Below are 22,460 nucleotides of genomic sequence, written 5' to 3' on the forward strand. Positions count from 1 at the left end.
GAAGAAAAGCAGATCTCCGTTGTCAGCTTTTCTTCAGTCTGGCGAGCACCGTTTTTGCCAGCAGCGCCGTGGACGCGGGGTTCTGCCCGGTGATCAGCCGATCATCTTCGATCACGAAAGGTTGCCACGGGTCTTCATGCTTGCTGTAGCGGCCGCCCCGGGCGCGCAGCTCGTTTTCGGTGAGAAAGGGGACCACCTTGTCCAGCTCGGCGAGCTTTTCCTCGGTGTTGGAGAAACCGGTCACCTGACGGTCTTTCAGCAGCAGGCTGTTGTCACTGAGTTTGATGTTGAGCAGGCCGACGACGCCGTGGCAGACAGCGGCGACAATACCCTGGTTTTCGTAGACCCGGCGTGCCAGGTCCTGAAGCGGCTGATTGTCGGCAAAGTCATACATGACGCCGTGCCCGCCGGTGTAATAGATGACGTTGTATTCTTCGGCCTTCACCTGGCCAGGGCTCGAGGTGCTGCCCAGGCGCGACATGAAAGCCTTGTCGTCATACCATTGCCAGTCCAGCTCGGGAGCCATCGGCAGACTGTGCGGGTCGACGGGAACATAACCGCCCAAGGGGCTGACATAATCGACCGTGTAGCCGGCCTTTTCCACCTCCGCGACAAAATGCACGGCTTCTCCCAGCCACAACCCCGTCGCCCGTTTCAGGGTCGGATACTTGGCTGTGTTGGTCAGCACCACCAGCATTTTCTTGCTCATGACCACGCTCCCGTCGGCAACCTGAATGGGCCGTTGCTCCCTGGCCCGAGGGAAAACCTAATGAGCATAGCTGGCTGATGCAAGTACGCCATGGTGCGCGGCGTGTCCTGTGCTAACGTGAACGACAATCACGGGGCGCCCGTAATCTTTCCTGAGTCACGCATGCCGGAGTCACGATAGTGGTCGCAAACGGTACGCCGCGCGAACCTGCGCCGCAGGTCATCCTGCAACCACCGGGGTTGGTACCGCTCGCCACGATGGGCGAACGGATCGTACAATTCGACTGGGCACGCACCTCGCTCGGGCCGTTGCCGCGCTGGCCGGCCTCGCTACGTATCGCCGTCGACATGATGCACCTGTCGCCGTTCCCCTGTGCCGTGGTCTGGGGCCCCGACCTCAGCGTGATCCACAACGACCGCTACCGGGCGTTGCGGCCGGTAGCCCCGGATGCGTTGGGCATGGCTTTCGACACCCTGTGGCGCGATGTCTGGCCGGCGCTGGGGCCATGGGTATTCAAGGCGCTTGAAGGGCGGTCGAGTTTTGTCGAAGACCCGCCGCTGCGTATCGTCTGTGGCGAAGAGAGCGAACTGCTGTGGTGTGCATTCGGCTATGCGCCGCTGCACGACGAGCTGGGCAACGTCGCGGGTTTTCTGCATACCGTGATCGAGACCGCCGCCAGCGTCGAGGCGCACCGCCATTGGCGCGAGCAGGCGCAGGGCTTCGAGCGCCAGGTCGAGCAGCATGTGCTGGAGCGCGAACAGTTCTGGCAATTGTCGCGCGATGCGATGATGAGCGTTACCCCCGACCTCAAGGTGCAGGCCGCCAACCCTGCCTGGTACCGTGTTCTGGGCTGGAGCGAAGAGCAGGTGCGCGGTACGCCGGTTCTGGAACTGGTGCATCCGGCCGACCGCGCCGAAGTGCAGGTAGCCGTGTCCGGTTTCCTCCAGTACAGCAACACCGAGCAACTGGAAACCCGCCTGCGTCATCGCGATGGCCACTACCACTGGTTTCGCTGGAGCGCCCGTTTCGATGGCCGCCTGCTGACGGCGGTTGGCCGGGACATCAGCGAAGACCGTGAGGAGGCTGCGCGTCAATCCAAGGCGTTGATGCGCAACCACGAGCGCCTTGAGGTGGTTGGCCAGCTGGCCGGCGGCATGGGCCACGAAATGAACAACCTGCTGTCGGGTATCGGCGGTAGCCTCGAACTGCTGCAACGGCGCTTGCAGGAAGGACGACTGGAACGGGTAGACGCCTACGTCGAGGTGGCGCGTGATTCGGTGCAGCGCGCCATGGAACTGACCCATCGCCTGTTAGCGTTTTCCCATCATCAACCGCTGGCCCCCAAGCCGCTCGACTTCAATCGGCAATTGCGCCTGAGCGAACCGCTGTTGCGCAGCGCGCTCGGCGCAGAAATGCGGTTGCACTGGCAACTGGATGTCGCCCCCTGGGCGGTAAGCCTCGACGTACCTCAGCTTGAAAATGCCTTGATCAACCTCTGCACCAATGCGCGTGAAGCGTGCCTGGGGCGGGGCAATGTCACGTTGTGCAGCGTCAACAAGCGGCTGACGGCCTGTTTTCCGGATGAGAATGGCTTGCCGCCAGGCGATTACGTTGCCCTGCATGTCGAGGACGATGGCCATGGCATGCCGGCCGCGGACATTGCCAAGGCCTTCGAGCCGTTCTTCACCACCAAACCGGTCGGGCGCGGCTCCGGGCTCGGGTTGTCGATGGTGTATGGTTTTGTCGGCCAGTCGGGGGGCTACGTCTGGATCGAGTCGGCCCCCAACCAGGGCACCCGGGTCTCGATGCTGTTTCCCAGGTGCCATGACCCGGTGCTCGAAGCACCCGAGCCGCCGCAGCTTGCGCAGGGCATGGCCCAGGGCGAGCGGGTGTTGCTGGTGGATGATGAACTGGGTTTACGTGGGGTCATGGTCGAGTACCTGACCGAGCGTGGCTTCCGGGTCACCGAGGTGGGCGATGCCAATAGTGCGCTGGAGCGCTTCCGCCATGACGGGCCGTTCGACCTGGTGATTACCGACATCGGCCTGCCTGGCGGCTTCAGTGGCCGCCAGGTGGCCAAGGCCATGCGCATGCAGCTGCCGCAGCAGAAGATCCTGTTCATCACCGGTTATGCCGATCAGCCGATCGAAGCACAGCTGCTCGAACAGCCGGGCACGGCATTGATGAACAAGCCGTTCCCACTGGCGCAGCTTGCCGACCAGGCCTTACGCATGCTCGAGGGCTGACGGGGTTCAAGGTTCGCCGAGTATCTGGCTCACCTGCGCCTGCAGTTGCTTCAGCTCGAAGGGCTTGCAGATCAGGTACATGCCCGCCTCGAGAAAACCCTCGCGGGCCATGGCCGTTTCCGCGTAGCCGGTGATGAACAGCACCGGCAAGTGCGGGTTCAGACTGCGCGCGATTTCGGCCAGCTGGCGGCCATTCATGCCGGGCAGGCCGACGTCACTGATCAGCAGGTCCACCGGTTGTGTCGAGCGCAGCACCTTCAGCCCGTCGTTGGCGTTGGTGGCGCTCTGGCAGGCGAAGCCATCCTCGCGCAGGGCCTGGCACAGCAACTGGCGAACATTTTCATCGTCCTCGACCACCAGCACGTGACGGCCACGGCTACCTTGCACCGGTTGTGCCGGGTTGTCCGCTGCTGTGGTCTGGCGAACATGGCGCGGCAGGTACAGATCGACGCGGGTGCCCTGGCCCACCTGGCTGTGCAGGGTGACATGGCCGTGCGACTGTTTACTGAAGCCGTAGACCATCGACAGCCCCAGGCCGATGCCCTGGCCGATCGCCTTGGTGCTGAAGAAAGGCTCGAAGGCATGCTCCAGCGTGCCTTGCGCCATGCCTTGGCCGTTATCGATGATGCGCAGGCGCACGTAGTCACCGGCGCACAGGGCGCCGCCAGCGAATTGCCCGGTGGCGATGGGCTGGTTACTCGCCTCGATACTGAGCTGGCCACCACTGGGCATGGCTTCGCAGGCGTTGAGCAGCAGGTTGTCGAGGGCTTCCTGCAACTGCTGCTCATCGGCTTCGACGGGCCACAGCTGCTTATCGAGGTGTAGCTGCAGGGTCACGGCCGGGTTCAGGCAGGCCTTCAGGCGGTTTCCCTGGAGCAGCTCGTGCAGGTCGATCCGCTGGCTGTGCAGCGATTGCCGCGACGAGAAGGCCAGCAGGCGGTGGGTCAGGCGGCTGGCGCGCGACACCGCCTCGCGGCCCATGCGTAACATGCTGTCCAGGCCGTCGCTACGGCCCTGGCGCAGGCGCCGCTCGATCAGCTCGAAGCTGCCGCCGATGCTGGTGAGCAGGTTGTTGAAGTCGTGCGCGACGCCCCCGGCGAGCTGGCCGATGGCGTCCATCTTGCGCGCCTGATGGCGGGCGAACTCGCTGTGTTCCTGGCTGTGTTCCTGGCTTTCCACTGCAGGTGCGCGCTGCATGTCCAGGCGTCGCTGCAGTTCCAGCAACTGGTCGCGCACTTGGTACTGGCGGCGTCGGTTGCGCAGGGCAGCCCTGGCCATATGAAGCAGCTGGGCATGCTCGAACGGGGCCGGCAGCAGTGCCAGAGTGCCCCGCGCAGGGTAGGGGGAGCCTGCGGTTGTCGGGCTGCCTTGGGGGATCAGCAGAATGGGCAGGTCAGACCAGATCGGTTGCTGGTCGAGGTAGGCCTGCAGCGATGCGCCTGGGGCCTGTTTGAACAGGTGCTCGGCGATCATCACCAGGCCAGCGCCTTCGCCCAGGCAGGCCAGCAGGTGGTCCAGGTCGACCGGGCACAGGCAGTCAATGCCGGCGCTGGCTAGCAGGCGCGCGGTGTCCGCCGCTAATGGCGCGGGCGCCAGAATCAGGGCACGTTCGTCCAGCGCCAACGAACTGGCCAAAACGACTCTCCTGTAAGGTGGTCCGATACTCACTGGACCCTGGGCAGGATGCCAAGGTTCAAAAAGATCGGACGTCCCGCTACAGGCCCTGTTGCAGTACGGGATCGTCCGGGTTCTGCCGCTCCAGCTCGGCCAGCAGCACTTGCACGTTCTGCAGTTGGCCGGTTTCTTTCCAGTACTGGATCAGCAGCACCCGCGCCCGGCGGTTGGCCGGCTGGCGGTTGAGCACGGTTTCCAGCTGCTTCTGCGCGGCGTCGAGTTGCTCCAGTTCATGCAGGGTGACCGCCAGGGTGTAGCGGTAGTCGGCGTTGTCCGGGTCCAGTTCGACGGCGCGGGACAATGCCAGCAAGGCGTATTCGCGCTGTTCATGGCGGTTGAGCCAGAGCCCCAGCTCGTATTGCAGGAAGGCAGAATCCGGGCTGGATGCAAGGGCCTTGGCCAGCACCTGGCGCGAAGCATCGTGATGGCCCTGGCGCTCGAGCAGGCGTACCTGCGTCGCCAGGGCGTCGAGGTTGCCGGGGGCTACCTGCAGGGCGCGTTGCAGGGCGTTGGCGGCCAGGGTGTAGTCGTTTTCGTGCAGGTACAGGCGCGCCAGGTGGACCTGCGCGTCGGCATCTTCGGGTTGCTGTTCGAGCGTTTGCTGGTAGTGCTCGAGGGCCGTTTGCAGCGGGCCGAAATACAGGCCGATGGCGTCGGGATCGAGCCCCAGCAGGGCATCCACGGCGGCAAAGCGCACGCTTTGCTCATCGTCGTCCAGCAGCGGGCCGAGCACCAGGCTGCGTTGCGCTGGTGGCAGCAAGCGGCGGATGCCGGCAATCGCTGCCCGGCGCACCATGGGGTCGGCGTGTTCCAGGTCCTGGCGGGCGAGCTTCAATGCCTGTGGCGAGGGGTAGTTGGGCAGTTCGGCGTACAAGGCAGCACGGCGGATGGGCGGCAGGTCGGTACGTTGCAACTGCTGATACAGCACCCGCGCAGCACCGGGCTGGCCGTCATGCGCCTGGCGCAAGGCCTTGGCATAGCTGTGCGGGGGCAGGATGGGCGGGGCGGGCTGGTCGTCGTGCCACAGGTAGCCGAACAGGGCCGATACCAGGATCAACAGCAGCAGGGCGATCAGGTAGCGGTTGCGTCTGGGCATCGGACGTTCCGTGGCGGCGGGAAGGGCAGAGCTTGGGCCAGCCGGGGGGCAAATGCAACCTGGGGCCTGCCGCCGTGCGGTGGATGGCACCGGCTGCGCCGGTGTTCGCGGCCACGGCCGCTCCCACCGGGTATGCGGTGGGGCTGCGCTCGGCGCTGAATAAAAAAGCCCCGCGGACCAAGGCCTGCGGGGCAAACGGTTGGGGGAGGAGCCAACCAAAGGAGTCGTTGCAAAAGGGCTATGTCAGCGCGCGCTGGCCAGCGTCTCTGGCTGCCAGCCACCACCCAGGGCCTTGTAGATCGAGACGATGCCGCGATACAGCTCCACCTCGCCCTGGGCCTGTGCATCTTCGGCGCTCAGCCGTTCACGCTCGGCATCGAGCAGCACCAGGTAGTCCACCGTACCCTCGCGATAACGAATCGAGGCCAGCTCCGCAGCCTTGCGGCTGGCGTCGCTCTGGCGCATCAGCGACATCAGCCGCTGCTGGGTCTTGTCGTAATCGCTGAAGGCGTTGGCCGACTCTTCCAGGGCCAGCAACACCTGCTGTTCGTAACTGGCCAGCGCCCCCTCGGCGTCAGCCTTGGCACCGCGCAGGCGGGCGCGGACGCTACCGAGGTCGAAAGCCGCCCAGGTGATGCTCGGGCCCAGCGCCCAGGCATTGGCCGCCGAGGCGCCGATCTGCGAACCGCGGGCGGCGGTGAAGCCCAGGAAGCCGCTAAGGCTGACGCGGGGGAACAGGTCGGCCGTGGCCACACCGACATTGGCAGTGGCTGCCGCCAGCTGGCGTTCGGCGCTGCGGATGTCCGGGCGGCGGCGCAACAGTTCACCCGGGTCACCCACCGGCAGCGCCTTGGCAATCGCTGGCAGCGCTTTGGGCGACAGGTCGACGCTGAGCGCCTCGGGGCGCTGGCCGAGCAGGGTGGCGATACGGTGGCGGGCACGCGCCTGTTCTGCCTGCAGCTGCGGCACGGTGGCTTCGACCCCGGCCAGGCGCGCGTCGGCACGCACCACATCCAGGTCGTTGCCCACGCCAGCATCGCGCAAGGTTTCGGTGATGGCCCGCGATTCCTGCTGGGTCTTGAGGTTGGCCAGGGCGATCTTCTCGCGCAACTGCGCGCCGCGCAGCTGGCCGTAGGCATCGACCAGCTCGGCGATCAGGCTGACCTGCAACTGCTGCAGGTCAGCGGCGGCTACCGCCTCCTGGGCCTCGCTGGCTTCGATCTGGCGCTGGATGCGGCCGAACAGGTCAAGCTCCCAGGCCATGTCCAGGCCCAGGTCGTACCGCTCGCTGTTCACCCGCTGCGTGGTCTGCCCGGGAATCTGGCCCTTGCCGAGGTCACTGCTGGCGCGGCTGGTGACCACCGGGAACTGGTCATTCTCGGCGTCTTCACGGATCGAACGCGCCGATTTCAGGCGAGCGAAGGCCACGCGCAGGTCGCGGTTGCCGTTCAGCGAGGCCTGCACCAACTGGTTCAGCACCGGGTCGTCGAACTGCTGCCACCACAGGCTTTCGAACCGGCTACGGTCGTAGGCCTTGGCCTGGACATCGCTGGCCAGCTGCGCCGGCGCGGTGGCTGGTGCCTGGTAGTCCGGGCCTACCGCGCAGGCCGCCAGGGCCAGCGCCAGCAGGCTCGGCGTCAGGGGTTTGAGCAGGTTCATGCGTGGCTCTCCAGCGAGTGAGCGCGTTCGGCCTTGCGGGCCTGGCGACGTTCGACGAAACGGCGGATCAGGAAGAAGAACACCGGGGTCAGGAACAGGCCGAACACGGTCACGCCGATCATCCCCGAGAATACCGCCACACCCATGGCATGGCGCATTTCCGAGCCGGCACCGGAGCTGAACACCAGCGGTACCACACCCATGATGAAGGCGATCGAGGTCATCAGGATCGGCCGCAGACGCAGGCGGCAGGCTTCCAGTACCGCAGCCAGCGGGTCGAGGCCCTTGGCCTGCTCGTCCTTGGCGAACTCGACGATCAGGATCGCGTTCTTGCACGCCAGGCCGACCAGTACGATCAGGCCGATCTGGGTGAAGATGTTGTTGTCACCACCCGACACGATCACCCCGGTGATCGCCGACAGCAGAGTCATCGGCACGATCAGGATCACCGCCAGCGGCAGGCTCCAGCTTTCGTACTGGGCAGCCAGCACCAGGAAGGCCAGCAGCACGCACAACGGGAACACGAACAGCGCAGTGTTGCCCGAGAGAATCTGCTGGTAGGTCAGGTCGGTCCACTCGAAGGTCATGCCGTTGGGCAGTTCCTCTTTCAGCAGCTTCTCGATCGCCGCCTCGGCCTGGCCGGAGCTGTAGCCCGGGGCCGCAGCACCGTTGATTTCGGCGGTGATGAAGCCGTTGTAGTGCATCACCCGGTCAGGCCCGGAGGTGTCGCTGACCTTGAGGAAGGTCGCCAGCGGGATCATCTCGCCGAGGTTGTTGCGCACCTTCAACTGGCCGATCTGCTCGGCATCCAGGCGGAACTGCTGCTCGGCCTGGACATTGACCTGGTAGGTGCGGCCGAAGCGGTTGAAGTCGTTGGTGTACAGCGAGCCCAGGTAGACCTGCAGGGTGTCGAAGATGTCGGTGATCGCCACGCCGTGGGTCTTGGCCTTTTCCCGGTCGATGGCGGCATCGACCTGCGGCACGTTGACCTGGTAGCTGGTGAACAGGCCGGCCAGTTCCGGCACGTTGTGGCTCTTGGCGATGATGTTCTGGGTTTCCTTGTACAGCGCTTCGTAACCCAGGTTGCCACGGTCCTCGATCTGCAGGCGGAAACCGCCGATGGTGCCCAGGCCTTGTACCGGCGGAGGCGGGAAGATCGCGATGTAGGCGTCCTGGATGTCGGCGAACTGGGCATTCAGCGCAGCGGCAATGGCGGCGGCCGACTGGCTCGGGTCCTTGCGCTCGTCGAACGGCTTGAGCGGGGTGAAGACGATGCCGCTGTTCGGGCTGTTGGTGAAGCCGTTGATCGACAGGCCGGGGAAGGCTACCGAGTCGGCCACGCCAGGCTGCTTCAGGGCGATTTCGCTCATGCGCTTGATCACCGCTTCGGTGCGGTCGAGGCTGGCCGCATCAGGCAGCTGGGCGAACGCCACCAGGTACTGCTTGTCCTGGGCCGGCACGAAACCGGTCGGGGTGGACGAGAAGCCCAGGTAGGTCAGGCCCATCAGGCCGGCATACACGAACAGGGCGATGCCGCTGGAGCGGATGACCCGGCGCACGCCGCCGACGTAGCGGTTGGAGGCGCGGTCGAAGAAGCGGTTGAACGGGGCGAACAGCCAGCTGCCCAGCAGTTTTTCCAGTATCCGCGAGAAGCGGTCCTTGGGTGCGTGGTGCTCTTTCAGCAGCACGGCGGCCAGCGCCGGCGACAGGGTCAGCGAGTTGAAGGCCGAGATCACCGTGGAAATGGCGATGGTCAGGGCGAACTGCTTGTAGAACTGCCCGGTCAGGCCGGAAATGAACGCCGCAGGTACGAACACCGCGCACAGCACCAGGGCGGTGGCGATGATCGGGCCGGTCACTTCGCCCATGGCCTTCTGCGTGGCTTCCAGCGGTTTCAGGCCGAGGCCGATGTTGCGCTCGACGTTCTCCACCACGACGATGGCGTCGTCCACCACGATACCGATGGCCAGCACCAGGCCGAACAATGACAGCGCGTTGAGCGAGAAGCCGAACAGGTGCATTACGGCAAAGGTCCCGATCAGCGATACCGGCACCGCCATCAGCGGGATGATCGAGGCACGCCAGGTCTGCAGGAACAGGATCACCACCAGCACCACCAGCACCAGGGCTTCGAACAGGGTGTGGACCACGGCTTCGATGGAGCCACGGACGAACACGGTCGGGTCATAGACGATGCTGTAGTCCATGCCTTCGGGGAAGTCCTTCTTCAGCTCGGCCATCTTCGCCCGCACTTCGTCGGAGATCTCGATGGCATTGGAGCCGGGGCGCTGGAAGATCGGGATGGCCACCGCCGGCTGGTTGTTCAGCAGCGAGCGCAGGGCGTACTGGCTGGAGCCGAGCTCGACCCGGGCGATGTCCTTCAGGCGGGTGATCTCGCCATCGGCACCGGCACGGATGATGATGTTCTCGAACTCTTCCTCGTTGACCAGACGGCCCTGGGTATTGATCGACAGCTGGAAGCTGGTCGAGCCGGGCGCGGGCGGGGCGCCCAGCTGGCCGGCGGCCACCTGGCGGTTCTGCTCGCGGATCGCCGCGACCACATCACTGGCGGTGAGGTTGCGCGAAGCGGTCTTGTTCGGGTCCAGCCATACCCGCAGCGAGTAGTCGCCCATGCCGAACAGCTGCACATCGCCGACGCCGCCCAGGCGTGCCAGCTCGTCCTTGATGTTGAGGATGGCGTAGTTGGACAGGTAGAGCATGTCGTAGCGGTTGTCCGGCGACGTCAGGTGCACGACCATGGTCAGGTCGGGCGAGGCCTTGTCGACGGTGATGCCGATCCGGGTCACTTCCTCGGGCAGCTTGGGCTGGGTGCGGGTCACGCGGTTCTGCACCTGCACCTGCGCGTTGTCCAGGTCGGTGCCCAGGGCGAAGGTGATGGTCAGCGTCAGTTTGCCGTCGGCGGTGGACTGGGAGGACATGTACAGCATGTTCTCCACCCCGGTGATGGCCTGCTCCAGCGGCGCGGCGACGGTTTCGCCGATGACCTTGGGGTTGGCGCCGGGGAAGTTGGCGCGCACCACCACGGTGGGCGGCACCACTTCGGGGTATTCGCTGATCGGCAGCTGGAACAGCGAGATCGAACCCGCGATCAGCAGCACCAGCGACAGCACCGCGGCGAAGATCGGCCGGGTAATGAAGAATTTCGAGAAGTTCATCGGTGTGGTCCCTTAACCGCGCGGCGCCGGGGCGCTGGCGACTTTCACGTTGTTGCCCGCCACCTTCGGCGCCGGGTTGCTGGCCTCCAGGGCCTGGCGCTGCTGGGCGAGGGCGGCGAGGGTCTGCTCGCTGGCCATCGGCGCCTCGACCGGCGTCACCGGCGAACCCGGGCGTACGCGCTGCAGGCCCTTGACCACGATGCGCTCGTCCTTGCCCAGGCCGCTACGGACGATGCGCAGGCCTTCCAGCTTCGGCCCCAGTTCCACGGCGCGGTAGGCGGCCTTGTTGTCCTTGTCCATGACCAGCACGAACTTCTTGCCAAGGTCGGTGCCGACGGCTTCGTCGTTGATCAGCACGGCCTGGTACTGGGCGCTGCCGACCAGCTTCAGGCGCGCGTACAGGCCCGGGGTGAACTGGCCGTCACTGTTGTCGAACACCGCACGGCCGCGGATGGTGCCGGTGCGCGGGTTGACCTGGTTGTCGACGAAGTTCATCTGGCCCAGGTGCGGGTTGCCGGTTTCGTTGGTCAGGCCCAGGTACACCGGGGTGCTCTGGCCGCGCTGGCCTGCGCGCGCCAGCTGGGTGTACTTGAGGTACACGCGCTCGTCGGCGTCGAAGTAGGCGTAGACCTTGTCGGTGGAAACCACGCTGGTCAGCGGCGTGACATCGGCGGTGACGATGTTGCCGGCGGTGAACTGGGCGCGGCTGACACGGCCGCTGATGGGCGCGGTGACCCGGGTGAAGCTGAGGTTCAGGCGGGCCAGGTCGAGCTGGGCCTGGATTGCCTCGACCCCGGCGCGGGCTTCGGCGGCGGCGCTGCTGCGCGACTCGGCCAGCTCGGCGGAAATGGCGTTGCTGTCACGCAGGCGTTCGCCACGGCGGGCTTCGTTGGCGCTGCGGATGGCGGTGGCCTTGGCCTGCTGCAGTTGCGCTTCGAGGCGGCGGACCTCTGCCTGGAACGGACGCGGGTCGATCTGGAACAGCAGGTCGCCTTTTTTCACCTGGGCGCCTTCGGTGAAGGCCACCAGGTCGATCTGGCCAGACACCCGTGGGCGTACTTCGACGGTTTCCGGGGCTTCGAGGCGGCCGGTGAACTCGTCCCATTCGTTGATCGGTTGTTCGATCACCTTGGCCACACTGACCTTCGGCGCAGCGGGAGCCTGCACCGCGTCGGGGGTTCGGCCGCAAGCGCTGATCACCACCACTGCCAGGGCAGCGAGGGGGTAGCGCAAGGGTTTGAGTGAATGTTCCATGGAGAACTCCGCCAATGTATTAGTAGTGGGCGGAGTGTGAGTGTCTTGCGCGTGAGGCACGAATCGAACGGGACGAAGGTTATTATCACGGTGAATGATATGTGCGGATCAATCATCGATTTGCGGCATGTTCGCAAGCGCTGCGCGATGCAGGCAACGCGATGGATGGCACCGGCTGCGCCGGTGTTCGCGGCTAAAGCCGCTCCCACAGGTACCGCGTGAGCCATAGGCCCGCGCGATTCCATGTGTGCGGGCAAGCCCGCGATGCAGGCGACTCGATGGATGGCACCGGCTGCGCCGGTGTTCGCGGCTAAAGCCGCTCCCACAGTTTTGGCGTGAGCCCGGGGCCTGCGCGATTCCATGTGGGAGCGGGTTCACCCGCGAAGCAGGCGACGCGGTGGATGGCACCGGCTGCGCCGGTGTTCGCGGCCACGGCCGCTCCCACAGGTACTGCGTGAGCCACAGGCCTGAGGGTCGCGCCAGCCTTTAGAAATTGAGCAAGACAGTTGCTCCCACATGAGCCGCGCTCTACCCGAAAATTCAGCGCAGCAGTGCCTGGATCTGCTCATGCAGGGTATCCAGATCGAACGGCTTGGCCAGGATCGGCGCCTTGCGCGCGATCGGGCTGCCAGACTCGAGAATCTCCGCCGGGTAGCCACTGATGAAGATCACCTTCAGGTCCGGCCGCAACTTCACCGCCGGCTCGGCAATCTCCACCCCGGAAACCCCGCCCGGCAAACGGAAGTCCGTCACCATCAGGTCCAGGTGCGGTTTGCTCGCCAGAATCGCGAACGCCTGTTCGCTGTCTTCGGCCACCAGCACGTGGTAGCCCTCACCTGCCAGGTAATCACGCAGGATCATCCGAATAGCCGGTTCATCCTCGACCACCAGTACCACATCTTGTGCATCTTCACTCATGTCAACGCCTTGAATTCTTACAGTCGGCCATCAGACCCCAGGCTCAGGCAGAAGTCACCCGCGCCTGGTCGTTTTGTTGTTGGCAGGTTGCCAGCGGCAACTGCAGGGTAAAGGTGGCGCCCTTGCCCTCTTCGCTCTCGACCAGTATGCGCCCACCGTGGGCCTGGACGATCTGTTCCGATATGTACAGGCCCAGGCCCAGGCCACCGCTGGCCTGCTGGGTGGCGACCCGCTCGAACTGCTGGAAGATGCGCTGCTGATTGGCCACGCCGATGCCGATGCCATGGTCCTTGACCTGCACGCAGGCCAGGCCATCCTGCGCGAACACCCGCACCTGCACCGGTTTGCGCTCGCCATAACGCAAGGCATTGGACAACAGGTTGACCAGCACCTGCTCGATCCGGAACTCGTCCCACTCGCCCTGCAGCGGCTCGCAGCGCTGCAACTCGATATGGGTGTCCAGGGCGCTGGCCTGGGCGGCAAAGTTTTCCACCAGGCCACGCACCAGCTGGCTCAGGTCGAACGGCTTGGGCCGCAAAGACAGCTTGCCGGTGCGGATGCGCGACACATCGAGCATGTCTTCGACCAGGCGGATCAGGCTGTTGATCTGCCGCTCGTCGCGCTCGACCATGGCCTGCAGCTTGTCGCCGCTGAACGCCGCCAGGTTGCCGCGTTGCAGGTGCAGCTTGCGCAACTGGGTTTCCAGGATCAGGCCATTGAGCGGGGTACGCACCTCGTGGGAGACGATCGACATGAAGTCGTCGCGCATGCGCACCGCGTGCTCCAGCTCCGCGCGCGCCGCTTGCAGCTGGGCCAGCAGCAGCTCCTGCTCCTGGCGGCTGCGCTCCAGCGCCTGCAACTGGCGGTCGAGCACCTTGCGCTGGCGGTACAGGTCGACGAATACCGACACTTTGCTCTTCACCGCCAAGGTGTCGAGCGGCTTGTGCAGGAAGTCCACCGCGCCGCTTTCATACCCCTTGAACGCATAGTTCATCTCGCGCCCGGCGGCGGTGACGAAGACGATGGGGATATTGCGGGTCTTTTCCGTGCCGCGCATCAGTTCGGCCAGCTCGAAACCGTTCATGCCGGGCATCTGCACATCGAGGATGGCCAGGGCGAACTCGTGCTCGAGCAACAGCGACAAGGCTGCCTCGGCCGACTGGGCCTGGTGCACCTCGCGGTCTTCGCCCTGGATCAGGGCAGCAAGGGCCAGCAGGTTTTCCGGCAGGTCGTCGACAATCAGCAGTTTGGCGGTGGTGTGGCTTAGCATGCGCTGGGTTCCAGGGCACCGAGCAGCTGCCCGATGCCACTCAGAGAAAGAATATGGTCGGGCTGGTGCAGGGCCAGAGCGGCCTCCGGCATCAGCGCCACCTGTGCGTCGGAGGGGTCCTGGACCACGGTCCGCCCCTCCTGTTGCTTGATATAGGCCAGGCCGGCGGCGCCATCCTCGTTGGCCCCGGTGAGCAGCACGCCGAGCAGGCCGGCACCGTAGGCATCGGCCGCCGACATGAACAGGTAATCGATCGCCGGGCGGGAAAAGTGCACCGGCGGCTCCTGGCTCAGCGACAGGGTCAGGTCGCGCTCCACCGACAGGTGGTAACCCGGCCCGGCCACGTAGATCTGCCCGGCGCGCAGCGCCTGCTTGTCGCGGGCCTCGCACACCGGGCGCTGCAAGCGCCGCTGCAACACTTCGGCGAGCTGGCTGTGGCGGTCGTCCGGCAGGTGCAGCACGCAGATCACCGGGAAGGCGAAACCGGCGGGCAAGGCGCCGAGCACCGTGAACAGCGCCGTCACGCCGCCGGCCGAGGCACCGATCACCACCGCGCGCACGCCGTTCATGATTTGCGGAAGATCCGTTCGGGCTTGACCAGCGGCTCGAAGCGCTCGCTGTAAGCGGAAAAGTCCACCGATTCCTTGCTGCCCAATACCAGGAAACCGCGATGGCACAGGGACTCGTGGAACAGGCCCAGGGCGCGGTCCTGCAGTTCCTTGTTGAAGTAGATCAGCACGTTGCGGCACGACACCAGCTGGGTTTCGGAAAACACGCTGTCGGTGGCCAGGCTGTGGTCGGCGAAGGTCACGTTTTCGCGCAGGGCGCTGTCCATGATGGCGTTGCCGTAGGCTGCCGTGTAGTACTCGGCAAAGTCCCGCCGGCCGCCGGCGACGCGGTAGTTTTCGGCGTACTCGCGCATGCTCTGCATCGAGTATATGCCCTGCTTGGCCTTGTCCAGCGAATGCGGGTTGATGTCGGTGGCATAGATGATGGTGCGCTCCAGCAGGCCTTCCTCACGCAGCAGGATGGCCATCGAGTACACCTCCTCGCCGGTGCTGCAGCCGGCGATCCATACCTTGATCGACGGCCAGGTACGCAGCAGCGGCACCACTTCGTTGCGCAGCGCCAGGTAGTGCCCCGGGTCACGGAACATCTCGCTGACCGGGATCGTCAGGTACTGCAGCAACTGCATGAACATGCCGGGGTCGTGCAGCACGCGCTCCTGCAGCGCGGACACCGTCAGGCAGTCGAACTGGCGCAGCGCATGCAGGATTCGGCGCTTGATCGAGGCGCCGGAATAGTTGCGGAAATCGTAGCTGTACTTGAGGTAGATGGCCTCGATCAGCAAGCGGATTTCGATGTCGGTGTTACGTTCGCTAGTCAAATTCGCTCCAGTTGCGGCAGCCAGACCCGGATCAGCGAGAACAAGCGGTCCAGGTCGATCGGTTTGGCCAGGTAGTCATTGGCACCGGCCTGCAGGCAACGCTGCTGGTCATCCTTCATCGCCTTGGCGGTCACGGCAATGATCGGCAGCTTGCGCCAGCGCGGTTGCTGGCGGATCAGGCGGGTGGCCTCGAAGCCGTCCATTTCCGGCATCATCACATCCATCAGCACCAGGTCGATGTCGTCATGCTGCTCCAGCCGCTCGATGGCCTCGCGGCCGTTGCGGCCGATCTCGACGATCGCGCCCTTGTGCTCCAGTGCGCTGGTCAGGGCGAAGATGTTGCGCACATCGTCGTCCACCAGCAACACCTTGCGCCCCTCGAATACCTTGTCGCGGCTGCGCGCCGTCTTGAGCATGCGCTGGCGTTCGTTGGACAGCTGCGACTCGACCTTGTGCAGGAACAGCGTCACTTCATCGAGCAGGCGCTCCGGCGAGCGGGCGCCCTTGATGATGATCGAACGCGAGTACTTGAGCAGGTCGGCTTCTTCTTCGCGGGTCAGGTTGCGCCCGGTATACACGATGACCGGCGGGAAGGCGCGGATATCCTCGGCGGTCATGCGCTTGAGCAGCTCGTTGCCGAGCATGTCCGGCAGCTTGAGGTCGATGATCATGCAGTCGTAGATGTTCTCGCGCAACAGCGCCAGGGCATCCTGGGCCATGGCCACGGCGGTGATCTCGACATCCTCGTCGCCGATCAGGCGGGCAATGCTTTCGCGCTGCAGATCGTCATCTTCCACCAGCAGGATGTGCTTGAGCTTCTGTGTCAGCTTGGCTTCCAGGCGGGCGAACACTGCCTTGAGTTCTTCGCGGCTGGTGGGCTTGACCGCGTAACCGACGGCGCCCATGTGCATGGCCGCCTCGACCCGGTCTTCCACGGAAATGATATGCACCGGGATGTGCCGGGTGTTGGCCTGTTCCTTCAGGCGCTGCAGCACGGTCAGCCCGGAATGGTCGGGCAGGCGCATGTCCAGCAGGATGGCATCGGGGATGTACTGGGCGGCCAGCTCGAAGCCTTCGTCGGCGCCCTGCGCCACCAGGCAGCTGTAACCCAGCTCGTGGGCCAGGTCGAAGAGGATGCGGGCGAAGTTCGGTTCGTCCTCGATCACCAGGATGCAGCGGTTGCCGAACGGCGCTTGCTCGCGGTCATCGGCAAACGCCGGCTGCGGCCGTTTCGGCGCGGCGGCCACCGGCACCGGCGGCGCTGGTGGCAGGCTATCGACGGCCGGGCGCAGGCTGAGCGGCTCGATGTCCGGCCCCACGCGCTCATAGCGTTCGGGCAGGACCAGGCTGAACACGCTGCCCTGGCCAGGGCTGCTGTCAACGCGGATCTGCCCGCCCAGCAAGTGCGCCAGGTCGCGGGAAATCGACAGCCCCAGGCCGGTGCCGCCATAGCGGCGGTTGCTGGTGCCATCGACCTGGTGGAAGGCACCGAAGATCGCCTCCTGCTGGTCGACAGCGATGCCGATACCGCTATCGCGCACGGCGAAGACGATGCCATGGTCGGGCTGGTAGCCGATGTTCAGGCTGACCTGGCCGCGCTCGGTGAACTTGACGGCGTTGGACAGCAGGTTCTTGAGGATCTGCTCCAGGCGCTGACGGTCGGTGAACAGCGTGGCCGGTACCTGCGCCTCGGTGGTCACCTCGAAGGCCAGGCCCTTGTGCCCGGCCAGCGGCTCGAACATGCCGCGCAGGCCTTCGACCAGGCGCTCCACCTGGGTGTTTTCGGGGCGCACTTCGAGCTTGCCGGCTTCTACTTTGGCGATGTCGAGGATGTCATTGATCAGGTTGAGCAGGTCGTTGCCGGCCGAGTAGATGGATTCGGCGAACTTGACCTGTTCGTCGCTGAGGTTGCCCTCGCCGTTTTCCGCCAGCAACTTGGCCAGGATCAACGAGCTGTTCAGCGGCGTGCGCAGCTCGTGGGACATGTTGGCGAGGAATTCGGACTTGTACTTGCTCGAGCGCTGCAACTCATCGGCGCGCGCCTGCAGTTCTTCCTGGGCATGCAGCAGCTCGTCGTTCTTGCGGTCCAGCGCTTCGGTGCGCTCGGACAGCTGCTCGTTGGTCTGCTCCAGTTCTGCCTGCTGGGCTTCCAGGTGGGCCTGGGACTCCTTGAGCACGCGGGATTGTTCTTCCAGCTCTTCGTTGGCGGTTTTCAGCTCTTCCTGCTGCACCTGCAGCTCTTCGTTCAGCTGCTGGGTCTCGGCCAGCACTTCCTGCAGGCGCTGCCGGTAGCGGGCGCTTTCGATGGAAATGCCAAGGTTGCCACCGACCTGCAACAGCAGTTCTTCGTCACGCTGCTGCAACGGCCGCAGGAAGCCCAGCTCGACGATGCCGTTCACCTGCCCGTCGTCACGGGCCGGCATCAGCAAGGCACTGCGCGGCTGGCCGCGGCCCAGGCCGGAGCTGAAGTGGAAATAGCCTTCGGGCAAGTCGTCCAGGCGCAGCAGCCGCGCTTCGCGCACGGCCTGGGCCAGCAGGCCCTCGTGGTCGCCTAGCACCTGCGCGCGGGCCTGTTCCTCGGCGTCCAGGCCATAGCTGGCCACGCGCACCAGGCGGCCATGCTCGTCACGCACATACACCGCGCCGACCACGCTACCGACATACGCGCCAAAGAAGCGCAGGATGTTGTCGCCGAGCATGGGCAGGGTCAGCTGGCCCAGCACCTGTTCGGCCAGCTGGGTCTGGCCGTTGCGCAGCCAGGCCTGGTGCTCGAGGACCTCGGCGGCGCGCTGCTGGGCCTGGAAATTTGCATCATAGGTGCCCGACAGCGCCAGCAGGTCGCGCCGCCCGAGGTAGGCCAGCAAGGCGCTGAGGCCGACGATCAACAGCACGAACGACGATATGGCAGCCACGGTGACACTGCTGACCTTCTCGTTGCGCGCCATACGCAGTTGCTGTTCGCTGCTGATCAGGCTGTCGAATTCCTTGCGGATCTCGTCGGTCAGGCGTTTACCCCGGCCATTGCCGACCAGGGCGCGGTAATCACCTTCGTTGCGGCGCAGCTCGATCATCTGGCTGCCGAACGCATTCCAGGCCTGTTGCAAGGCGATCAGGCGGTCGATACGTTCGACCTGCTGCGGGTTGTCGCTGACCATGCCGCGCAGGCTCTGCAGGCTGTCGATGATGCGCGGCTTGGCCACCTCGTAAGGGTCGAGGAAACGCTCGTCGCCGGTGATCAGGAAGCCGCGCATGCCGGTTTCCATGTCGATCGACAGCTTGACCGTTTCGTTGGCATTGCCGATCACCCGGTCGGTGTGCTCGACCCATTGCATGGCCGACAGCAGGTAGTTGATCACCGCGACGAAGGCCACCGCCCCCAGCAGGCCCACCCCCAGGGGCAGGCCGATATTGCGGGTCAACAGCTTGCGGAAGCTTCGCTGGTCCATCGAGGCTGCTTGAATCATGTGAAAACGCCCGAGCAAGTAAAGTCCATTGAAAGTGTGGCAAATCGATCGTTGTAGTTGTCTGCCACTGCGCTGTCCTGTAAAGCGAGTCTAACCAGCTTTGGCGGGTCTGGCAGGGCATTTAGCCAGTATTTGAAGGTGGTGTGCGCCAATCGTTCCATCTGATTGCATGGACCGGTATGCTCGGGGAACTTCTGCTGCCACCCGGAGCACAGATTAAAGACATTCATTTTGCACAGGATCGCAAACATGCACCTTCTGGTAGTCGAAGACGACGACATCGTACGCATGCTGATGGTCGAAGTGCTCGACGAGTTGGGCTACACCGTCATCGAAGCGGAGCATGCCAGCGCGGCGCTGCGCATTCTCGCTGACCCGAGCCAGGCACTGGCGCTGATGATGACCGATGTCGGGCTGCCCGACATGCGTGGCGAAGCCCTGGCGGCCCAGGCGCGCGAACTGCGCCCCCTGCTGCCGGTACTGTTCGCCAGCGGCTATGCCGAAAGCGTCGATGTACCCGAGGGCATGCACCTGATCGGCAAGCCGTTCAGCATCGACCAGTTGCGGGACAAGGTGGTGGCCATTCTGGGTAAGCCTTGAAATCGGTTTCGCCTGCTTCGCGGGCTTGCCCGCTCCCACAGAGACCGCGCTGCCTTGAACCTTGCACTGTACCTGTGGGAGCGGGTTTACCCGCGAAGAGGCCGGAACAGGCAAAGCACCTCATAGCTCCCGACGCAACAGGTAGCTATCCATGATCCACCCCTTGCGTGCCCGCTCCCGCTCACGCACTTCCAGTATCCGTGCCTTCACCGCCTGCAACGGCCCGGCAATCAGCAGCTCATCCGCGGTCCCCAGGTACGCGCCCCAGTAGATCACCAGCGCCGGGTCATCGAGCTGGGCGAACGCGCACTGGCCATCGAGCATCACCAGTACATTGTCGATCTGCGCCAGCCCGGGCAGGCGCCGCCCTGGCAGCACCGTCAGCGGCTCGCCGATGCGGTTGAGCGGCACCTGATGACGCGCGGCCAGCGCCTGCACGCTGCTGATGCCGGGGATCACCTGCAGGCGCAGGGCCATACCCCTTTCACGGACCAGATCGAGTATGCGCAGGGTGCTGTCGTACAAGGTCGGCTCACCCCACAGCAGAAAGGCGCCGGTTTCACCGTCGCCGATTTCCTGCTCGAGCAGCCGCGCATACAGCGCAGCACGTTGCCGGTGCCAGTGCTGTACCGCCTCCAGGTAGTCCGGCGCCAGGCCATCGCGTGCAGGGTCGGCCACCTGCACCAGGCGATAGCCGCCCTCGGGCCGGTAGCGTTGCAGCATGGCCTTGCGCAGGCGCACCAGCTCGTCCTTGTCGGCGCCCTTGTCGAGCACGAAGAACACGCTGGCCTGGCGCAGCGCATCGACCGCTTCGTAGGTGATCTGGCGCGGGTCACCGGGGCCGATGCCAATCAACAACAGGTCTTTCATTGCCTTGCCCTTTGCGCGAACCTGCGGCCATTGTCAGGCGGCTGCCGGTAATTGGCAAAGCAAGCGGTCAGAACAGCGAGAAGTTGTAACTGACGATGACCCGCGTCTCGTCCATGTCGCGCGCCCATTTCTCATAGTTGCTGCGGTAAGTGGAGTTGCGCAGGCGCACGCTGACGTCCTTGAACGTGCCACTTTGCACCTGGTACTTGAGCTCAGTGTCGCGTTCCCATTCTTTGCCTTCCGCGGCGCTGCCCGGCACCTTGATGTTGTCACCGTTGATATAACGGGTGAAGAAGGTCAGGCCAGGCACACCCAGGGCTTTGAAGTCATAGTCATAACGCACCTGCCAGGAACGTTCCTGTGCGGCCGCGAAGTCGTTGACCTGGGCATAGTTGACCAGGTACGGGTTGCTGCCATCCAGGTACGGCATGGCGCTGTCGCCATACATGCGCTGCCAGCCGGCGCTGAACTTGTGGCCACCCAGGCTGTAGCCGAGCATGCCGCTGAAGGCGCGATGGTCGATGGCGCCGGCGCGGGCATTGCCGATGTCGTCGCTCTTGATCAGGCGCAGGTCGGCCGACAGGCTGCCCACCGCCAATGGCTGGCTGGCGACGAAGCCGAGGAAGTGCTGGCGGTAGATGTCGTCCAGCCTGGCCACTTGATACTGGGCGCTGAAGCGCTCGTTGACCCGGTAATCGACACCGGCCAGGTCGAAGTGATCGGCTTCGATATCACAGGCATAACGCTTGTTCTTGCAGTGCACACGAATATCCTGGCGGTCGCTGGAATCACGCGCGGTGTACTGGTTCAGGCGTGCCAGGGTGAACTTCAGGTCGTGCAACTCTTCGGACGTCAGCATGGCGCCATGGAACAGGGTCGGCAGCAAACGGCCGTCGTTGTATTTGAGCAGCGGCACATCCGGCATCATCGAACCGTACTTGAGTACGGTACTGGACAGCCTGGCCTTGGCGGCCAGGCCCAACTTGGCGTATTGATCGGCCGAGTGCCGCGGGTCGTGGCCAGAAGACGGCAACAGGCCGCTGTTGCTGTCGGCCGGGCTGGAGTCCAGTTTGAAGCCGAACATGCCCAGTGCATCCACGCCGAAACCTACCGGCCCCGGGGTGTAACCCGATTGCACATTGAGGATAAAACCTTGCGCCCATTCTTCGCGTTTTGACGCCCCTTGGCTGGAACTGCTGTGGCCGTCACGAAAATCCCGGTTGAAATAGACATTGCGTGCTTCAACCTTGGCACTGCTGTCTTGAAGAAAACCAGCGGCCTGGGCATTGGCACCGGCACACAACAGGAACAGGCCGGCAATACGACGCCCGGGGGCGTGTGGAAAAGGGGCAAACATGCGGGGAAACATCCAGAATCAAGACGATTGAACAACCTGTGGCACGCGCTGGCCACGGTACTGCGGGGGCACCGAACATACGCCGGCGATCATCGGGTATTTTCCCGCGAAGGCTCTGCGACGGGCTATTGGACCATGGTCTAAACGCCCTGGGGCAGTCCCCTGAAAAACCCCGCAGAGCGCGCAGGCAACACTAGGAAAGTTCCCGGCTTACTTGCAAAAAGTTTGCAGTTTACCCGCTACCCCTGAATGACTACACTCGATATCAGCGAACAGCGTAACCCACCCGCGTGGCCGGCGTTTTATTCTTCTTCAATGTTCGTCACGCCCTGCCACGAGCGACGTACAGGAGTGATTACAGTGTCCAGACTTGCAGAGTTTCGTGCTGCCGAAAAAGCGCTCCAGGAACAAATGGCACAACTGGAAGCGTTAAAAAAGGATGCCGGCCTCAAACGCGAAATCGAATTCGAGCAGAAACTAGTCGGCCTGATGAAAAGCTATGACAAGGGCCTGCGCGATATCATCGCCATCCTCGACCCGAAGGCTGTGGCCCGGGCGCCAAGTGCAGCGCCCAAACAACAGCGCCGCGCCCGCGTAGTCAAGGTCTACACCAACCCGCATACCGGCGAACGGATCGAGACCAAAGGCGGCAACCACCGCGGCCTCAAGGCGTGGAAGGAACAGTACGGAGCCGCCACGGTAGAAAGCTGGGTACGCTGATGAAACGTCCACACGCGCTTCACACTTTTTTCACAACGGCTGGCTCAGTATCGAGACAGC

16 protein-coding genes are annotated in these 22,460 nt (G+C 64.4%); 3 read left to right on the forward strand and 13 right to left on the reverse strand.

Going from position 1 to position 22,460, the window contains the following annotated elements; genetic code table 11:
- Positions 1–22: 22 nt before the first annotated feature.
- Entirely contained in the window at positions 23–709 is a 687-nt protein-coding gene (locus C6A77_RS10510; protein WP_114169416.1) for a type 1 glutamine amidotransferase domain-containing protein, read from the reverse strand.
- A 257-nt stretch (positions 710–966) separates the two neighbouring features.
- On the opposite strand from C6A77_RS10510, the gene C6A77_RS10515 reads away from it, so the two are divergent.
- The gene (locus C6A77_RS10515) at positions 967–2,955 is read left to right on the forward strand and encodes a PAS domain-containing sensor histidine kinase (RefSeq protein WP_241507409.1); all 1,989 of its coding nucleotides are present in this window, start codon (positions 967–969) and stop codon (positions 2,953–2,955) included.
- A 6-nt stretch (positions 2,956–2,961) separates the two neighbouring features.
- On the opposite strand, the gene C6A77_RS10520 is transcribed toward C6A77_RS10515, so the two are convergent.
- The 10 genes from C6A77_RS10520 to C6A77_RS10565 all read right to left on the reverse strand — a co-directional run bounded on the left by C6A77_RS10520 (position 2,962) and on the right by C6A77_RS10565 (position 18,853).
- The gene (locus tag C6A77_RS10520) at positions 2,962–4,590 is read right to left on the reverse strand and encodes a response regulator (protein WP_114169419.1); all 1,629 of its coding nucleotides are present in this window, start codon (positions 4,588–4,590) and stop codon (positions 2,962–2,964) included.
- 79 nt (positions 4,591–4,669) lie between these two features.
- A complete protein-coding gene (locus C6A77_RS10525; RefSeq protein ID WP_114169420.1) occupies positions 4,670–5,725 on the reverse strand; it encodes a HEAT repeat domain-containing protein in 1,056 nt (351 codons plus the stop codon).
- Positions 5,726–5,968: 243 nt separating this feature from the next.
- Positions 5,969–7,384 (reverse strand): TolC family protein, encoded by a 1,416-nt coding sequence (locus C6A77_RS10530; protein WP_114169421.1) that lies wholly within the window; start codon positions 7,382–7,384, stop codon positions 5,969–5,971.
- On the reverse strand, positions 7,381–10,560 hold the full coding sequence (locus C6A77_RS10535; protein WP_114169422.1) for an efflux RND transporter permease subunit: 3,180 nt from the start codon (positions 10,558–10,560) through the stop codon (positions 7,381–7,383). Before C6A77_RS10535 ends, C6A77_RS10530 begins: the two co-directional genes overlap by 4 nt.
- 12 nt (positions 10,561–10,572) lie before the next feature.
- Positions 10,573–11,814 (reverse strand): multidrug efflux RND transporter periplasmic adaptor subunit MexE, encoded by a 1,242-nt coding sequence (gene mexE, locus C6A77_RS10540; RefSeq protein ID WP_114169423.1) that lies wholly within the window; start codon positions 11,812–11,814, stop codon positions 10,573–10,575.
- A 540-nt stretch (positions 11,815–12,354) separates the two neighbouring features.
- Complete coding sequence (locus C6A77_RS10545; RefSeq protein WP_114169424.1) at positions 12,355–12,732, reverse strand: response regulator; 378 nt, start codon at positions 12,730–12,732, stop codon at positions 12,355–12,357.
- Positions 12,733–12,775: 43 nt separating this feature from the next.
- Positions 12,776–14,002 (reverse strand): hybrid sensor histidine kinase/response regulator, encoded by a 1,227-nt coding sequence (locus C6A77_RS10550; RefSeq protein WP_114169425.1) that lies wholly within the window; start codon positions 14,000–14,002, stop codon positions 12,776–12,778.
- On the reverse strand, positions 13,996–14,571 hold the full coding sequence (locus C6A77_RS10555) for a chemotaxis protein CheB (protein WP_114169426.1): 576 nt from the start codon (positions 14,569–14,571) through the stop codon (positions 13,996–13,998). The genes C6A77_RS10550 and C6A77_RS10555 overlap by 7 nt, the downstream gene beginning before the upstream one ends.
- Positions 14,568–15,389: a protein-glutamate O-methyltransferase CheR gene (locus C6A77_RS10560; protein ID WP_114169427.1), complete on the reverse strand. Its 822-nt coding sequence runs from the start codon at positions 15,387–15,389 to the stop codon at positions 14,568–14,570. The genes C6A77_RS10555 and C6A77_RS10560 overlap by 4 nt, the downstream gene beginning before the upstream one ends.
- Entirely contained in the window at positions 15,386–18,853 is a 3,468-nt protein-coding gene (locus C6A77_RS10565; RefSeq protein WP_114169428.1) for a response regulator, read from the reverse strand. The genes C6A77_RS10560 and C6A77_RS10565 overlap by 4 nt, the downstream gene beginning before the upstream one ends.
- A gap of 249 nt (positions 18,854–19,102) precedes the next feature.
- Here C6A77_RS10565 and C6A77_RS10575 point away from each other — a divergent pair, with 249 nt between their 5' ends.
- The gene (locus C6A77_RS10575) at positions 19,103–19,453 is read left to right on the forward strand and encodes a response regulator (RefSeq protein ID WP_114169430.1); all 351 of its coding nucleotides are present in this window, start codon (positions 19,103–19,105) and stop codon (positions 19,451–19,453) included.
- Between the two features lie 120 nt (positions 19,454–19,573).
- Here the strand turns inward: C6A77_RS10575 and cobF are convergent, their stop codons facing one another.
- On the reverse strand, positions 19,574–20,323 hold the full coding sequence (cobF, locus tag C6A77_RS10580) for a precorrin-6A synthase (deacetylating) (protein WP_114169431.1): 750 nt from the start codon (positions 20,321–20,323) through the stop codon (positions 19,574–19,576).
- A 67-nt stretch (positions 20,324–20,390) separates the two neighbouring features.
- The gene (locus tag C6A77_RS10585) at positions 20,391–21,680 is read right to left on the reverse strand and encodes an OprD family porin (RefSeq protein ID WP_114169432.1); all 1,290 of its coding nucleotides are present in this window, start codon (positions 21,678–21,680) and stop codon (positions 20,391–20,393) included.
- Positions 21,681–22,040: 360 nt separating this feature from the next.
- Between C6A77_RS10585 and C6A77_RS10590 the strand changes: the two genes are divergently transcribed.
- Complete coding sequence (locus C6A77_RS10590; protein WP_114169433.1) at positions 22,041–22,400, forward strand: histone-like nucleoid-structuring protein, MvaT/MvaU family; 360 nt, start codon at positions 22,041–22,043, stop codon at positions 22,398–22,400.
- Positions 22,401–22,460: the final 60 nt, after the last annotated feature.

Origin of the sequence: Pseudomonas sp. AFG_SD02_1510_Pfu_092 (assembly GCF_003331055.1) — a bacterium.
GTDB lineage: Bacteria > Pseudomonadota > Gammaproteobacteria > Pseudomonadales > Pseudomonadaceae > Aquipseudomonas.

Bases quoted from the DNA above. Each gene is read 5' to 3' on its own strand.
- C6A77_RS10545 (WP_114169424.1), bottom strand. From the start codon at position 12,732: ATGAGTGAAGATGCACAAGATGTGGTACTGGTGGTCGAGGATGAACCG.
- C6A77_RS10530 (WP_114169421.1), bottom strand. From the start codon at position 7,384: ATGAACCTGCTCAAACCCCTGACGCCGAGCCTGCTGGCGCTGGCCCTG.
- C6A77_RS10555 (WP_114169426.1), bottom strand. From the start codon at position 14,571: ATGAACGGCGTGCGCGCGGTGGTGATCGGTGCCTCGGCCGGCGGCGTG.
- cobF (WP_114169431.1), bottom strand. From the start codon at position 20,323: ATGAAAGACCTGTTGTTGATTGGCATCGGCCCCGGTGACCCGCGCCAG.
- C6A77_RS10550 (WP_114169425.1), bottom strand. From the start codon at position 14,002: ATGCTAAGCCACACCACCGCCAAACTGCTGATTGTCGACGACCTGCCG.
- C6A77_RS10510 (WP_114169416.1), bottom strand. From the start codon at position 709: ATGAGCAAGAAAATGCTGGTGGTGCTGACCAACACAGCCAAGTATCCG.
- C6A77_RS10535 (WP_114169422.1), bottom strand. From the start codon at position 10,560: ATGAACTTCTCGAAATTCTTCATTACCCGGCCGATCTTCGCCGCGGTG.
- mexE (WP_114169423.1), bottom strand. From the start codon at position 11,814: ATGGAACATTCACTCAAACCCTTGCGCTACCCCCTCGCTGCCCTGGCA.
- C6A77_RS10525 (WP_114169420.1), bottom strand. From the start codon at position 5,725: ATGCCCAGACGCAACCGCTACCTGATCGCCCTGCTGCTGTTGATCCTG.
- C6A77_RS10585 (WP_114169432.1), bottom strand. From the start codon at position 21,680: ATGTTTGCCCCTTTTCCACACGCCCCCGGGCGTCGTATTGCCGGCCTG.
- C6A77_RS10515 (WP_241507409.1), top strand. From the start codon at position 967: ATGGGCGAACGGATCGTACAATTCGACTGGGCACGCACCTCGCTCGGG.
- C6A77_RS10565 (WP_114169428.1), bottom strand. From the start codon at position 18,853: ATGATTCAAGCAGCCTCGATGGACCAGCGAAGCTTCCGCAAGCTGTTG.
- C6A77_RS10575 (WP_114169430.1), top strand. From the start codon at position 19,103: ATGCACCTTCTGGTAGTCGAAGACGACGACATCGTACGCATGCTGATG.